General features: G+C 71.5%; 12 protein-coding genes and 2 tRNA genes. 5 read left to right on the forward strand and 9 right to left on the reverse strand.

Translation table 11 applies throughout. The features are described from left to right. Positions 1-46: 46 nt before the first annotated feature. The 3 genes from ndk to folC form a co-directional block, all read right to left on the reverse strand. The gene (gene ndk, locus ACWIX7_RS05230; protein ID WP_448620504.1) at positions 47-469 is read right to left on the reverse strand and encodes a nucleoside-diphosphate kinase; all 423 of its coding nucleotides are present in this window, start codon (positions 467-469) and stop codon (positions 47-49) included. Between the two features lie 11 nt (positions 470-480). After that, positions 481-879 carry a DUF4233 domain-containing protein gene (locus tag ACWIX7_RS05235; RefSeq protein ID WP_448620505.1) on the reverse strand — a complete coding sequence of 133 codons (399 nt, stop codon included), beginning with the start codon at positions 877-879 and terminating at the stop codon, positions 481-483. A gap of 73 nt (positions 880-952) precedes the next feature. Then, entirely contained in the window at positions 953-2,308 is a 1,356-nt protein-coding gene (gene folC, locus ACWIX7_RS05240; protein WP_448620506.1) for a bifunctional tetrahydrofolate synthase/dihydrofolate synthase, read from the reverse strand. Positions 2,309-2,350: 42 nt separating this feature from the next. Between folC and valS the strand changes: the two genes are divergently transcribed. Further along, on the forward strand, positions 2,351-4,936 hold the full coding sequence (gene valS / locus ACWIX7_RS05245; RefSeq protein ID WP_448620507.1) for a valine--tRNA ligase: 2,586 nt from the start codon (positions 2,351-2,353) through the stop codon (positions 4,934-4,936). A 711-nt stretch (positions 4,937-5,647) separates the two neighbouring features. After that, positions 5,648-5,983, forward strand: a complete 336-nt coding sequence (locus tag ACWIX7_RS05250) for an endonuclease domain-containing protein (protein ID WP_448620508.1) — start codon at positions 5,648-5,650, stop codon at positions 5,981-5,983. Between the two features lie 101 nt (positions 5,984-6,084). On the opposite strand, the gene clpX is transcribed toward ACWIX7_RS05250, so the two are convergent. From clpX to ACWIX7_RS05275, 5 genes are all read right to left on the reverse strand, one after another. Next, positions 6,085-7,356 carry an ATP-dependent Clp protease ATP-binding subunit ClpX gene (clpX, locus tag ACWIX7_RS05255; RefSeq protein WP_448620509.1) on the reverse strand — a complete coding sequence of 424 codons (1,272 nt, stop codon included), beginning with the start codon at positions 7,354-7,356 and terminating at the stop codon, positions 6,085-6,087. 282 nt (positions 7,357-7,638) lie between these two features. After that, on the reverse strand, positions 7,639-8,265 hold the full coding sequence (locus ACWIX7_RS05260) for an ATP-dependent Clp protease proteolytic subunit (RefSeq protein WP_448620510.1): 627 nt from the start codon (positions 8,263-8,265) through the stop codon (positions 7,639-7,641). Positions 8,266-8,285: 20 nt separating this feature from the next. After that, on the reverse strand, positions 8,286-8,921 hold the full coding sequence (locus ACWIX7_RS05265) for an ATP-dependent Clp protease proteolytic subunit (protein ID WP_448620511.1): 636 nt from the start codon (positions 8,919-8,921) through the stop codon (positions 8,286-8,288). Positions 8,922-9,192: 271 nt separating this feature from the next. Continuing rightward, entirely contained in the window at positions 9,193-10,686 is a 1,494-nt protein-coding gene (gene tig, locus ACWIX7_RS05270) for a trigger factor (RefSeq protein WP_448620512.1), read from the reverse strand. Positions 10,687-10,804: 118 nt separating this feature from the next. Next, positions 10,805-10,878, reverse strand: a tRNA-Pro gene (locus ACWIX7_RS05275). Positions 10,879-10,986: 108 nt separating this feature from the next. Here ACWIX7_RS05275 and ACWIX7_RS05280 point away from each other — a divergent pair. After that, positions 10,987-11,060: transfer RNA gene (locus ACWIX7_RS05280), tRNA-Gly, on the forward strand. A gap of 198 nt (positions 11,061-11,258) precedes the next feature. On the opposite strand, the gene ACWIX7_RS05285 is transcribed toward ACWIX7_RS05280, so the two are convergent. Beyond that, on the reverse strand, positions 11,259-11,753 hold the full coding sequence (locus tag ACWIX7_RS05285; RefSeq protein ID WP_448620513.1) for a hypothetical protein: 495 nt from the start codon (positions 11,751-11,753) through the stop codon (positions 11,259-11,261). Positions 11,754-12,107: 354 nt separating this feature from the next. Here ACWIX7_RS05285 and ACWIX7_RS05290 point away from each other — a divergent pair, with 354 nt between their 5' ends. Then, a complete protein-coding gene (locus ACWIX7_RS05290; RefSeq protein ID WP_448620514.1) occupies positions 12,108-12,491 on the forward strand; it encodes an STAS domain-containing protein in 384 nt (127 codons plus the stop codon). A 1,030-nt stretch (positions 12,492-13,521) separates the two neighbouring features. Continuing rightward, a complete protein-coding gene (locus ACWIX7_RS05295; RefSeq protein WP_448620515.1) occupies positions 13,522-13,689 on the forward strand; it encodes a hypothetical protein in 168 nt (55 codons plus the stop codon). Positions 13,690-13,876 lie beyond the last annotated feature (187 nt).

The raw sequence follows: 13,876 nt of genomic DNA on the forward strand, positions 1-13,876 counted from the left end.
GCGGGGGCGGACACGTACGAGATCACGCGCTCTCGACGAGGGAACGTCAGCCCAGCTTCGGGAAGAACAGCGCGATCTCGCGGGCGGCGGACTCGTCGGAGTCCGAGCCGTGGACGATGTTGTTCTGCACCTCGAGGCCGAAGTCGCCGCGGATGGTGCCGGGGGCGGCCTTGACCGGGTCGGTGGCGCCGGCCAGGGCGCGGAACGCCTCGACCGCCCGCGGGCCCTCGACGACGAGCGCGAGCAGCGGGCCGCCGGTGATGAAGTCGACCAGCGGGCCGAAGAACGGCCTCTCGCGGTGCTCGCCGTAGTGCTCCTCCGCGACGTCCCGGGTCAGCGTGCGCAGCTCGGCGGCGACCAGGCGCAGGCCCTTGGCCTCCAGGCGCGAGATCACCTCGCCGACCAGGCCACGGGCGACGCCGTCGGGCTTGACGAGGACGAGGGTGCGGGCGGGGGTGGCTTCAGACACGAGCGCGGAGCCTACGCGGGGCCGGTGCCGGGGTCGTCGTCCGAACGGGCGGCCGGCTCCCCGAACGGCGAGCCCAGCAGCTCCTTGCGCACCTGCAGCAGGTACAGCCAGATGAGCACGAAGACGCCGCCGACGAACCACATGACGCTGTTGAGGAGACCGGTGAGCAGCAGCGGCACCTGCAGCGCGGTGGCGATCACGAGGCCCTGGGGACGGCGCTGCACCCCGCTGGCCAGCACGAGGACGACGGCCAGCACCAGCAGCAGCGTCAGCCGCACGCCGCCGAGGCCCCCCTCGGTCTGCGCGATGCCGCGCGGCACGAAGAGGACCGCGATGCCCTCGAGCACCAGCACGCCGGCCGCCGCACCGCGCAGCGCGCGGGCCGCCCGCACCGGGTCCGCAGCCGTCACGGTGTCTCCTCGCTGGCGCTCGTCGACACCGTGCGGCGCCGTGCTGTGCCCACCCGTGACCTCGCGAGCTCGGTCACGCCTGCGTCCCGCCCATGAGCGTGCGGGCCTCCCCTGCGGTGACCACGCTGCCGGTGACCAGCACGCCGGAGCCGCCCAGCGCGTCGTCCGGGCCGGCCTCGGCCAGCTCGATCGCCTCGGTCAGGGCCTCGGGCAGCCGCGGCGAGACGCTGACCCGGTCGGCGCCGAAGACGTCGACGGCCAGCGCGCCCAGCTCGTCGGCGGGCATCGCGCGCGGCGAGCCGTTCTGGGTGACCACCAGCTCGGCGCAGACGGTCTCCAGCTCGCGCAGCATCCCCTCGACGTCCTTGCCGTGCACCACGCCGACCACGCCGACCAGCCGGGTGAAGTCGAAGGACTCCCGGACCGCCTCGACCGTGGCGGCCATGCCGGCCGGGTTGTGCGCGGCGTCGACCAGCACCGTCGGGCTGGTGCGCACCCGCTCCAGCCGGCCGGGCGAGCGGACGGCGGCGAACGCGGCGCGCACGGTCTCCTGGTCGATCGGCCCGGTCGCCGCACCCGCGCCGAGGAACGCCTCGACGGCGGCGAGCGCGGTCGCCGCGTTCTGCGCCTGGTGGGCGCCGAACAGCGGGAGGTAGACCTCCTCGTACTCGCCGCCGAGGCCCTGCAGCCGCAGCTGCTGACCGCCGACGGCGACCCGCCGGTCGAGGACGCCGAACTCGGTGCCCTCGCGCGCGACCACGGCCTCCACCTCGACCGCCCGGCGGACCAGCGCGTCGAGCGCCGCGGGCTGCTGGCGGGCCAGCACCGCGACCGCGTCGTGCTTGATCACCCCGGCCTTCTCGCCGGCGATCGTGCCGACGTCGGGACCGAGGTACTCGGCGTGGTCGAGCGCGACCGGGGTGACGACGGCGACGCGCGCGTCGACCACGTTGGTCGCGTCCCAGGTGCCGCCCATCCCGACCTCGATGACGGCGACGTCGACCGGCGCGTCGGCGAAGGTCGCGTAGGCCATGCCGACCATGACCTCGAAGAAGCTCATCGGGTGCTCGCCGCCGGCGTCGACCATCTGCACGTAGGGCGCGATGTCGTCGTAGGTCTCGACGAACCGCTCGGCGCTGACCGGCTCGCCGTCGAGGACGATCCGCTCGCGCACCGACTGCAGGTGCGGGCTGGTGAACCGGCCCACCCGCAGGCCGAAGCCGCGCAGCAGCTCGTCGACCATCCGCGCCGTCGTCGTCTTGCCGTTGGTGCCGGCCACCTGGACGACGGGGTAGGCGCGGTGCGGGGACCCCAGGAGGTCGACCAGGGCGGAGATGCGGGCCAGCGAGGGCTGCAGCCGCGTCTCGGGCCAGCGGGCCAGCAGCTCCTTCTCGACGCGCGCGAGATCGGCGGTGCCGCTGCTACTCATCCTCTCCAGGATGCCAGCCACCCACTACCTACGATGAGGGGCATGACCACCGACATCCACACCCCGGAGACCTCCGTCCCCGGAGCGGGCGCCGGTGTACCGGAGAAGCCGTCGCTGGACGGGCTCGAGGAGAAGTGGGCCGCCCGATGGGCGGAGGACGACACCTACGCCTTCGACCGCGCGGCCGCGCTCTCCGCGCCGCGGGAGCAGACCTGGTCGATCGACACGCCCCCGCCGACGGCCAGCGGCTCGCTGCACGTCGGGCACGTGTTCAGCTACACGCACACCGACCTCGTCGCCCGCTACCAGCGGATGCGCGGCAAGCACGTCTACTACCCGATGGGCTGGGACGACAACGGCCTGCCCACCGAGCGCCGGGTGCAGAACTACTACGGCGTCCGCTGCGACCCCTCGCTCCCCTACGACCCGTCCTTCCAGCCCCCGGCCAAGCCGGGCAAGGACCAGGTGCCGGTCTCCCGGCGCAACTTCGTGGAGCTGTGCATGCAGCTCACCGAGGAGGACGAGCGGGCCTTCGAGCAGCTGTGGCGGCGCGTGGGCCTGTCGGTGGACTGGACCAACGTCTACCGGACGATCTCGGAGGCCTCCCGCGCCACCGCGCAGCGCGCCTTCCTGCACAACCTCGCCCGCGGTGAGGCCTACGCCCAGGAGGCGCCGACCCTGTGGGACGTCACGTTCCGCACGGCGGTCGCGCAGGCCGAGCTCGAGGACCGGGAGCGCCCCGGCGCCTACCACCGGATCGCCTTCCACACCGCGAACGGCCCGGTCTTCATCGAGACCACCCGGCCGGAGCTGATCCCCGCCTGCGTCGCGCTGGTCGCCCACCCCGACGACGAGCGCTACCGGCCGCTGTTCGGCCAGACGGTGCGGACGCCGCTGTTCGGCGTCGAGGTGCCCGTGGTCGCGCACCGCCTCGCGGAGCCGGACAAGGGCTCGGGCATCGCGATGATCTGCACCTTCGGCGACCTCAACGACGTCACCTGGTGGCGCGAGCTGCAGCTGCCCACCCGCGCGATCGTCGGCTGGGACGGCCGGCTGCTGCCCGACGCGCCGCCCGGCGTCCCCGCCGGCCCGTACGCCGAGCTGGCCGGCAAGACCGTGTTCAGCGCCCAGCAGCGGATCGTGGAGCTGCTGCGCGAGTCCGGCGACCTGGACGGCGAGCCGCGGCCGATCACCCACCCGGTGAAGTTCTTCGAGAAGGGCGAGCGGCCGCTGGAGATCGTCACCACGCGGCAGTGGTACATCCGCAACGGTGGCCGGGACGCCGACCTGCGGCAGGCGCTGGTCGAGCGCGGCCGGCAGATCCAGTGGGTGCCCGAGCACATGCGGCACCGGTACGAGAACTGGGTCGAGGGGCTCAACGGTGACTGGCTGATCAGCCGCCAGCGGTTCTTCGGTGTCCCGTTCCCGGTCTGGTACCGGCTGGACTCCGCGGGCGAGCCGGTCCACGAGGAGCCTCTGCTCGCGCCCGAGGAGTCGCTGCCGGTCGACCCGTCGTCCGACGTCCCGCCGGGCTTCTCCGAGGACCAGCGGGGCGTGCCGGGCGGCTTCATAGCCGACCCCGACGTCATGGACACCTGGGCGACGTCGTCGCTGTCGCCGCAGGTGGCCTCGGGCTGGGACACCGACCCGGAGCTGTTCGCGCACGTCTTCCCGATGGACCAGCGCCCGCAGGCCCACGACATCATCCGGACCTGGCTGTTCTCCACCGTCGTCCGCTCCCACTTCGAGCACGGCACGGTGCCGTGGACGCACGCCACGATCTCCGGCTTCGTGGTCGACCCCGACCGCAAGAAGATGTCGAAGTCGAAGGGCAACGTCGTCACGCCGATCGACGTGCTGGAGCGCTACGGCACCGACGCGGTGCGCTGGCGGGCCGCCGGTGCCCGGCCGGGGGCGGACTCGCCGTTCGACGAGGCGCAGATGAAGGTCGGCCGCCGGCTGGCCATCAAGATCCTCAACGTCGGGAAGTTCGTGCTGGGGCTGGGGGCGTCCGCTGCGGCTTCTGCCGACCAGGTCACCGAGCCCGTCGACCGCGGCCTGCTGGCCGGGCTGGCGGAGGTCGTCGACGAGGCGACCGCGGCGATGGAGTCCTACAACTACACCCGCGCGCTCGAGGTCACCGAGGCGTTCTTCTGGTCCTTCTGCGACGACTACGTGGAGCTGGTGAAGTCCCGCGCCTACGGGTCGGGGCCGGCCGCCGAGTCCGCCCGGGCCACGCTCGCGCTCGCGCTGTCGGTGCAGCTGCGGCTGTTCGCGCCGGTGCTGCCGTTCGTCACCGAGGAGGTCTGGTCCTGGTGGCAGTCGGGCTCGGTGCACCGCGCCCTGTGGCCGACCGCGACCGAGCTGCCGACCGGCGGGGACCCCGCGGTGGTGTCGGTGGTGGCGACCGCGCTGGCCGGGGTCCGCAAGGCCAAGTCCGACGCGAAGGTCTCGATGCGGGCCGACGTGGAGTCCGCGACGGTGACCGCGCCGGCCGGGCAGGTGGCGCTGGTGGAGGCCGCGCGCGGTGACCTGACCGAGGCCGGCCGGATAGCGTCGCTGGAGGTCGTCGCGGGCGGGGGCCCGCTCGCGGTGGACGTCGTCCTCGCCCCACCCGCCGAGGCCTGACCGCCGCGGAGTGTTGAACGTCCGAGGCCCGGGAGGACGGCTCTCCCGGGCCTCGGAGGTTCAACGATCGGGCTGTCCACAGGGCGTCCGCGCGCAGGCCATGGCACCGGCCACGATCCCGGCCGTGTACGACCTCGCGCAGCTGCTCCCCCACGGTGCCGCACCACGCCACGAGCTCACCCTCGCCACCAGCACGACCTCCGTCGCCCGCTGGACGGCCGACGGCGACCTGGTCCATCTGCACCCGGGCGTCGTCGTGCTGGCCGACCGGCTGGACGAACCTGCGGTCAAGGCGCGGGCCGCCACGCTGTGGGCGCGGGGACCCCTCAGTCACTTCTCCGCGCTGGCCGTCTGGGGTGTCGTTCTCGGTCCGATCTCCCCGATACACGTCACGGTGCCGGCCGACCGGTTTCCTCGCGGGTCGTCCGGAGTGGTCGCGCACCGCACGACGCTCCCGCTCCCGGTGACCCGCATCGGCGGCATCCCTGTCGTGCACCTGACCCGCAGCCTCGTGGACGCGTGGTCCTGGGCGCACTCACCCCGGAGGAACCCCGCGGCCACCCACGACCGGGCAGGCGCACGGCAGGCGGTGATCGAATCGGTGCGCAGCCGTGGCGTGAGCGTCGCCGCACTGCGCGACGAGTCGACCCGGTTGCGCATCCACGGGGGACGGGCCGAGCTCCGCAGGCTCCTCGACCTCCTCGCCGGCGGGTGCGGGAGCGAGCTGGAGATCTGGGCGTCACCCGCGTGCTGCCGGGCCCGCCGCGGCTCCCGGCGTACGTGCAGCAGCACCCGGTCCGCCTGCCGGACGGACGGTGGATCCGCCACGATGCGGCCTACGTGGAGGCGCTCGTCGCGGTGGAGCTCGACGGAGCGGCCTTCCACGGCAGCCGGGCGGCGCGGGAACGCGACCTCTGTCGGGACAGCGCCCTGGCCGCGCTCGGGTGGGTCGTGCTCCGGTTCAGCTACGCGCGGCTCGTCCGCGACCCCGATGGGTGCCGGCGGGAGATCGAGGCCGTCGTCCGGCACCGGCTGGCACTGCGTTGAACGTCTGAGGCCCAGAACCTCGGGGGTTCTGGGCCTCAGACGTTCAGTTCGGGCCCCTGCAGGGTCCGAGCTTGCAAGGGGTGGGGAGACGGGGTCCTCTCTCAGGCGGACTTCTCGCGGGGGGCGCGGCTCGGCTTGCGCGGCACGATCGTCGGGTTGACGTGCTCGAGCACGACCTCCTTGGTGATCACCACGGAGGCGACGTCGTCCCGGCTGGGGACGTCGTACATCACCGACTGCAGGACCTCCTCCATGATCGCCCGGAGGCCGCGGGCACCGGTGCCGCGGAGGATGGCCTGGTCGGCGATCGACTCGAGCGCGTCGTCGGTGAACTCGAGGTCCACCCCGTCGAGCTCGAACAGCCGCCGGTACTGGCGCACCAGGGCGTTCTTGGGCTCGGTCAGGATGTTGATCAGCGCCTCGCGGTCCAGCTTCTCCACGCTGGTGATGACCGGGAGCCGACCGATGAACTCGGGGATCATCCCGAACTTGAGCAGGTCCTCGGGCATGACCTCGGCGAAGGCGTTGGCCTCCTCGATCTCCTTCTTGCCGCGGACCTCGGAGCCGAAGCCGATCCCCTGCTTGCCGGCCCGCTGCTCGATGATCTTCTCCAGCCCGGCGAAGGCGCCGCCCACGATGAACAGCACGTTCGTCGTGTCGATCTGGATGAACTCCTGGTGCGGGTGCTTGCGGCCACCCTGCGGGGGCACCGACGCCGTCGTCCCCTCGAGGATCTTCAGCAGCGCCTGCTGCACGCCCTCACCGGAGACGTCGCGGGTGATCGACGGGTTCTCGCTCTTGCGGGCGATCTTGTCGACCTCGTCGATGTAGATGATCCCGGTCTCGGCCCGCTTGACGTCGTAGTCGGCGGCCTGGATCAGCTTGAGCAGGATGTTCTCGACGTCCTCACCGACATAACCGGCCTCGGTCAGCGCGGTGGCGTCGGCGATGGCGAACGGGACGTTGAGCATCCGGGCCAGGGTCTGCGCCAGGTGCGTCTTGCCGCAGCCGGTCGGGCCCATCAGCAGGATGTTGGACTTGGCCAGCTCGACGGAGTCGTCGCGGCTGCCGGCGCCGCCGGCCTGCACCCGCTTGTAGTGGTTGTAGACCGCGACCGAGAGCGCACGCTTGGCCTTGTCCTGGCCGATGACGTACTGCTCGAGGAAATCGTGGATCTCCTTGGGCTTCGGCAGCTCGTCGAACTTCAGGTCCGACGACTCCGAGAGCTCTTCCTCGATGATCTCGTTGCAGAGGTCGATGCACTCGTCGCAGATGTAGACCCCGGGGCCAGCGATGAGCTTCTTGACCTGCTTCTGGCTCTTCCCGCAGAACGAGCACTTGAGCAGGTCACCGCTCTCACCGATTCGTGCCACCTGCTGACCTCCACCTCGGGGGGGATTTCCAGGCTCCTGGTCTCAGGTGCCCGCCTGTTGATGGTGCTGATGTCCCGTGCTCGGCCCCGCTCGGGCGAGGCTCTCCTCCCAGCACGTGGGGCCGGGGATCGGGTGCTCGCCGACCGTACCTGCCGACACCGGCCCCGGAGGGCGATGACTCGCCCGGCGGGGCCAGCGCTGTGACCACATGCGTCCCGCGTCCTCGACGGTACGGGTCGAGCGCCCGAAACGCGCGCACTCGACCCGTCCCGCTTCGGGAGATCAGCCCGGGAGGGCGTTGAGCTTGCGGCTCTGGATCACCGCGTCGACGATCCCGTACTCCTTGGCCTCCTCGGCCGTGAGGATCTTGTCGCGGTCGATGTCGGAGCGGACCTGCTCGGGGGTGCGGCCGGTGTGCCGCGCCAGGATCTGCTCCATCTGGGTGCGCACCCGCTCGATCTCCGCGGCGTGGATCTCGAGGTCGGAGACCTGACCGCCGGCCTCGCCGGAGGGCTGGTGGATCAGCACGCGGGAGTACGGCAGTGCCAGGCGCTTGCCGGGGGTGCCGGCGGCGAGCAGGACCGCGGCGGCCGAGGCGGCCTGGCCCATGCAGACCGTCTGGATGTCGGGCCGGACGAACATCATCGTGTCGTAGATGGCCATCAGCGAGGTGAAGGAGCCACCGGGCGAGTTGATGTAGATCGTGATGTCGCGGTCGGGGTCGTTGGACTCCAGCGTGATCAGCTGGGCCATCACGTCGTTGGCCGACGCGTCGTCGATCTGCACCCCGAGGAAGATGATGCGCTCCTCGAAGAGCTTGTTGTACGGGTTGGACTCCTTCATGCCGTAGCTCGTGCGCTCCACGAAGGAGGGCAGGATGTAACGGCTGGAGGGCATCTCGAAGCTCATGTCAGTTCTCCTCCGAACCGTCAGTTGTCGGTGACCGGGTTGGCCTGGTCGGTCATGGCGGCACGGCTGACGACGTGGTCGACGAAGCCGTACTCGAGGGCCTCCTGCGCGGTGAACCAGCGGTCGCGGTCGGAGTCCCGCTCGATCTGCTCGATCGGCTGACCGGTGTGGAAGGACTGCAGCTCGTTGAGCTCGCGCTTCGTGCGCCGGAACAGGTCGGCCTGGATCGCGATGTCGGCCGCGGTGCCGCCGACGCCGGCCGAGGGCTGGTGCATCATGATCCGCGCGTGCGGCAGGGCGTAGCGCTTGCCCTTGGCGCCGGCGGTCAGCAGGAACTGGCCCATCGAGGCGGCCAGGCCCATGCCGTAGGTCGCGACGTCGCAGTCGATGAACTGCATCGTGTCGTAGATCGCCATGCCGGCGCTCACCGAGCCACCGGGCGAGTTGATGTAGAGGTGGATGTCGCGCTTGGGGTCCTCGGCGGACAGCAGCAGCATCTGGGCGGCGAGCTGGTTGGCGATGACGTCGTCCACCTGCGTGCCGAGGAAGATGATGCGCTCGCGCAGCAGGCGCTCGTAGACGGAGTCGCCGAGGTTCATCCCTCCGCCGTTGGTGCGCAGCAGCGGCGCACCGGCCGGGTACGGGTTCGTGCTCACGGGTGCGGTGACCTCCGTAGGACTGTGGTGCAGTCGGTCTGTGGCGGGCGGGGTGGTGCGGGGCCCGGGTGAGGCCCTCAGGGGTGTATTTCCCTGGTGCTCGCCAGAGTCTGCGTCGACCCTAACGCGGACCTGCGCGGCGGCAGTCCCGACGCAGGGGGTGTTCGCCGTGGGCGCAGCGCCGGGTGCGCCGGTCGGCCCCGGGACGACCGACGCCGTCCCACCCCGGGCCTCGGGGTGGGACGGCGTCGGTCGTGCGGCGGGGTTGGCGTCAGCCCTTGACGACGTCCTCGGTGTCCTCGGTCGCGCCCTCGGTGGCCTCGACGGCGGCCGCGTCGGCGACCTCGGCGTCGGGCGCCTCGTCGGCGACCTCCGCGTCAGCAGTGTCGCCGTCGGCGTCCTGGCTGTCCGCGGTGTCGGTGCCGGCGGCCGGGGCCTGCACCGTGCGCGGCCGCAGCGCCTCGAGGTCGACCACGTTGCCGGAGGCGTCGGTGATCGTCGTCTCCTCGAGCAGCTGGGCGAGGGTCTTGGTGCGGCGGACGTCGGCGACGAACTCGGCGATGTTGCCGCCCTGCTGCAGCTGCTGGGCGTACTGCTCCGGGCTCATCCGGTTGCGCTGGGCCTGGGCCATGATCTGCGCCGACAGGTCCTCGTTGTCGACGGTGACCTCACGGGCGTCGGCGATGGCGTCGAGGATGAACTGGGTGCGCACCGCCTCCTCGATGTTCTTGCGCTGATCGGCGTCGTAGGCCTCCTGGCTCTCGACACCGGTCATCTGCAGGAAGCTGTCCCAGTCCATGCCGGCCTGCTGCAGCTCGTTCTGCATCGCCTGGTTGCGGAACTCGATCTCGCGGTCGACCAGGTTCTCCGGGATCGGCACCTCGACGGTCTCGATCAGGTGCTCGACCAGCTTGTCGCGAGCCTGGGCGCCCTGCTGCAGCACCTTGGTGCGGGCCAGCCGGGTGCGGATGTCCTCCCGCAGCTCCTCGAGGGTGTCGAACTCGCTGGCGGTGGAGGCGAACTCGTCGTCGAGCTCCGGGAGCTCCTTGGTCTTCACCGAGCGGACGGTGACGGTGACGTCGGCCGTCTCCCCGGCGTTCGGGCCCTGCAGCAGCGCGGTCTGGAAGGTCTTCGACTCGTCGGCCGACAGCCCGCGGACGGCGTCATCGAGGCCCTCCATCAGGTTGCCGGAGCCCACCTCGTAGGACATGCCGGTGGTCGAGCCGTCCTCGAGCACCTCGCCGTTCAGCTTCGCCTCGAGGTCGATGGAGACGAAGTCGCCGTCCTGGGCGGGGCGGTCGACGCCCGTGAGCATGCCGAAGCGCTCGCGCATGACCGAGATCTGCTGGTCGATCTCCTCGTCGGTGACCTCGACGTCGTCGACGGTGACCGCGAGGTCCTCCAGCGGGGGCAGCTCGATCTTGGGGGCGACGTCGACCTCGGCGGTGAAGGCGAGGGTGTCGTTGTCGTCGAGGCGGGTCACCTCGATGTCGGGCTGGCCCAGGACGCGCACCTGGTTCTCGCGCACGACCTCGGAGTAGACCTCCGGGATGGCGTGCTGGACGACCTGCTCGAGCACGAGCGGCCGGCCGATGCGCTGGTCGAGCACCCGGTTGGGCACCTTGCCGGGGCGGAAGCCGGGCACGCGCACCTGCCGGCCGAGCTCCTTGTAGACCTCACCGAAGGCGTGGTCCAGGTCCCCCCACGGCACCTCGATCGCCATCCGGACCCGCGTGGGGCCCAGTTCCTCGATGGTGCTCTTCACAGCGGCAGTGCTCCTCGATAGACAGACGGGGATGGGGCGCCGGGCAGACGGACGACGCCGGGTCGACCCCCGAGTCTAGAGACAGCGGCGCAGGTGCCGGTCCGGCGGACGGGGACGGTCGGGGTGACAGGATTTGAACCTGCGGCCCCCCGCTCCCAAAGCGGGTGCGCTACCAAGCTGCGCCACACCCCGTGGCGGGTCGAGTCTAGGTCCCGCCCGGCCGGGGACGGCGCGGCGCGGACGACCGAGGCCGGGCGACCGGCCGCGGGCCCGGGGCGGCTACGCTATCGGGGCACCGTCGCGGGTGTAGCTCAATGGCAGAGCCCCAGCCTTCCAAGCTGGCCATGCGGGTTCGATTCCCGTCACCCGCTCCACGCGAAACCGCAGTTCAAGCGGCCTGTTAGGTCCTCTGGAGGAGTACTGGAGGACCGTCTGAGAGGCCCGTCTTTGGCCCTTGTAGACCCCTGTTTTCCGCTCCATTGGTCATGAATTGGTCACGCCGGCCGGGCCCAGACGGCCAGGTCGCAGCCCTCCTTCGCCTGTCCCGGGGCTTGCCCGTGACCCACAAGTGGTCACGCGGTGAGCTCGAGGCCCTGCCGAGCGGCAACCCGCCGAACAATCTCCTCCCCCGGGACCGCGAGGCGCGCGGCTGCGGCACGGCTGTAGATGACGACGGCAAAGACGGCGTACTGCCACAGCGGGGTCTGCCACCAGCCGGCATCGCTGAGCAGATCCGGCTGCAGGCCGCCGCGCATGCAGGCGGCGGCGTACAGGGCGTACTGGCTGTTGCGGTGCTCCACACGGCCGCGGACCGTCACCTCCGGCAGGCAGCGCTGCCGTAGCCCCTCGTACTCCAGCGGCTCGGCGCCGGAGGGGCAGGCGAGGTCGAGCGCCGTGACGGCCAGCTCGAGCAGAGCCAAATCCGGCGTGAACCAGCCAGGCACGTGGGTGGGAGCCGCGGCCGCCACGAGGTCGTGGGCATCGTCGCCCCGAGCCAGGCCGGACAGCACCGCAACCTGAGCGCGGCGATGCAGGACGTCCTGGTCAATGCGCTCCCGCTTCGTCACCGCGACATCGTCACCCGAAGGCCTCGTCCTGCACTGCCACCCCGAGGACGCCGCCCAGCCCACTGAACTGGGAGCCCGGTCGGGGAGGCGAAAGCTAGAACGACAGGCGGCGCCTTCGACAGGTCAAAGTAGCGATCAGGACACGTCTAGACCTGGCTGCCCGCCACCGCCCCGGGAACGTTCGTTGCCGCGCGGATCCTGTTCTGCCAGCGCAGGCCGCGGCCGCACAGGCACGGAGTCAACTGAACCGGGGGCAGTCCCACCTGATGGCCGGGTACAGCTAGACCGGGCCTCCCCGTCGCGGCTGGTACCGAGTGGTGCATCCGCCGGCCGCGTTGCGTACGAAGGTGAAACATGTCTGGTCTGCGCCCCGTCGGAGATTCCTCGACGGACAGGGCTGCCTGCGCGGTCCGGGTCGACCTCGTCGGCGGTCGCCTGTCGGTGACCGGACGACTCGACCGCAGGACCGCCCACTTGTTGCATGACGCCGTCTCGACCCTGCTGTTCGCCGACCACGAGCGCTGGGCGGTCGACGTGACCGGGCTGACCGTGGGCGACGCTGCCACGGTGCGGACCATCAGTGGCGCCTATCGGCGGCTGCTGCGGCACGGCCGGCGGATGACATTGCTCGGAGCGTCGCCGCCCCTCCGGCAGGCCCTCACCCGGCTGCGCCTCGACCCGCACCTCCTTGACGAAGCCACCGATCGACCGACCGGAGCCGATGCCGTGTCTGCCTGACCTCCGTTGCGCACCCCGGGGCGCGCCCGGTGGCCTGCCCCTGCCCCCGGCAGGCCAGAGGGGATCGCGGTCACCGTGGCTTGGTGGCGCCGGAGGCAGTTCGGACCGCGACAGCCCCGGGGGGATGGCGGGGCGGCGGCCGAGTCCCTTGGCGTGGTGTTCGGCGGCTACCGCGTCACCTCCGGTCTGGTTAGGCGCTGAGCGCCGGGATGGTCACCTCCTTCTGGTCGGGCGCTGAACGCCGGGTCCAACGCGGCAAGGGCAGCCACGTGTCCCACTCGACATCGGCGGCGCCGTCGCCGCCACACCGAGCACAGCCGCCGGGCACGCGGCAGGTCGACGAGCACGGCGAGTCCGGATGAGCGAGACAACGAGGTCCGACGACCGCACGGCGGTGCTGAGCCGACCGACCGACCGCGACGAGCAGCCTGCCGATGGGAGCCAGGCGGGCGGTGGCGCAGCCGCCGGCGCGCTGGCGGTGGCGGCGCTGGCCGTGGGGGTGCTCGCCTGCAGCTTCTCGGCCTCCCTGGCCGCAGGACCGTCCGCTATCGGCTCAATTGCTCCGGCGACCGCCAGCTCAACCGGGCGCTGCACACCGTGGCCCTCTGCCGGCTGCAACGCGGCGAGCGGACCCGCGCCTTCGCCGACCGCCGCCGCGCTGAGGGCAAGACCGACCCGCGGGATCAAACGCTGCCTCAAGTGCTACATCGTCCGCGTGCTCTACCGACGCCTGGAAACTCCGCCCTCAACGGCTTGACGTGTCAGAGGAACGTCCTCCCGACCACGCCGGGACCGCGCCGACGCACTTCGATGCGTTCGCCCAGGCGCAGAGCCTCGCCGCCGCAGTCGGCTCCCAGGTGACCGCGTTCCTGGCGAACCCGACCAACGCCCTGACCCTCCGGACGATCAAGGAGACCACCGGGTCCGGCAAGCCTCTCCTCGGTCCTGACCCGGCCGTGCCGACCCGGAGCCAGGTCTACGGGGTGCCGCTGCTGGATCCGCCGACGTGCCGGTCGGGACGGTGTGGGCCATGTCCGCCAGCCGGGTCGTGACCGTCGTCAGCCGCGAGGCCGACGTGCAGGCCGATTCCTCGGTGTACTTCACCAGCGACCGGATCGCGGTCCGGGCCACCATGCGCGTCGGATTCGGATTCGTCCACCCGCGCGCCCTCGTGCGTATCCGGCTGGCCGCGACCTGACAGACCCCGGTCCGGTCGGGGTTTCTCGGTTCTCCGGCCGGACCGGGCACCATTCTGCGCGAACGTCACCGGCTTGTCCGACCTGCGTTCGGTCCTAGGACAACGCGCGCCGAATCAAAGATTGCCGGAGGCTGGATGACACTCCCCGGCCGTCGTGGTGTGCGTGAGGCAGTCTGCGCGGACAGCA

The organism is Geodermatophilus sp. URMC 65 (genome assembly GCF_053502545.1).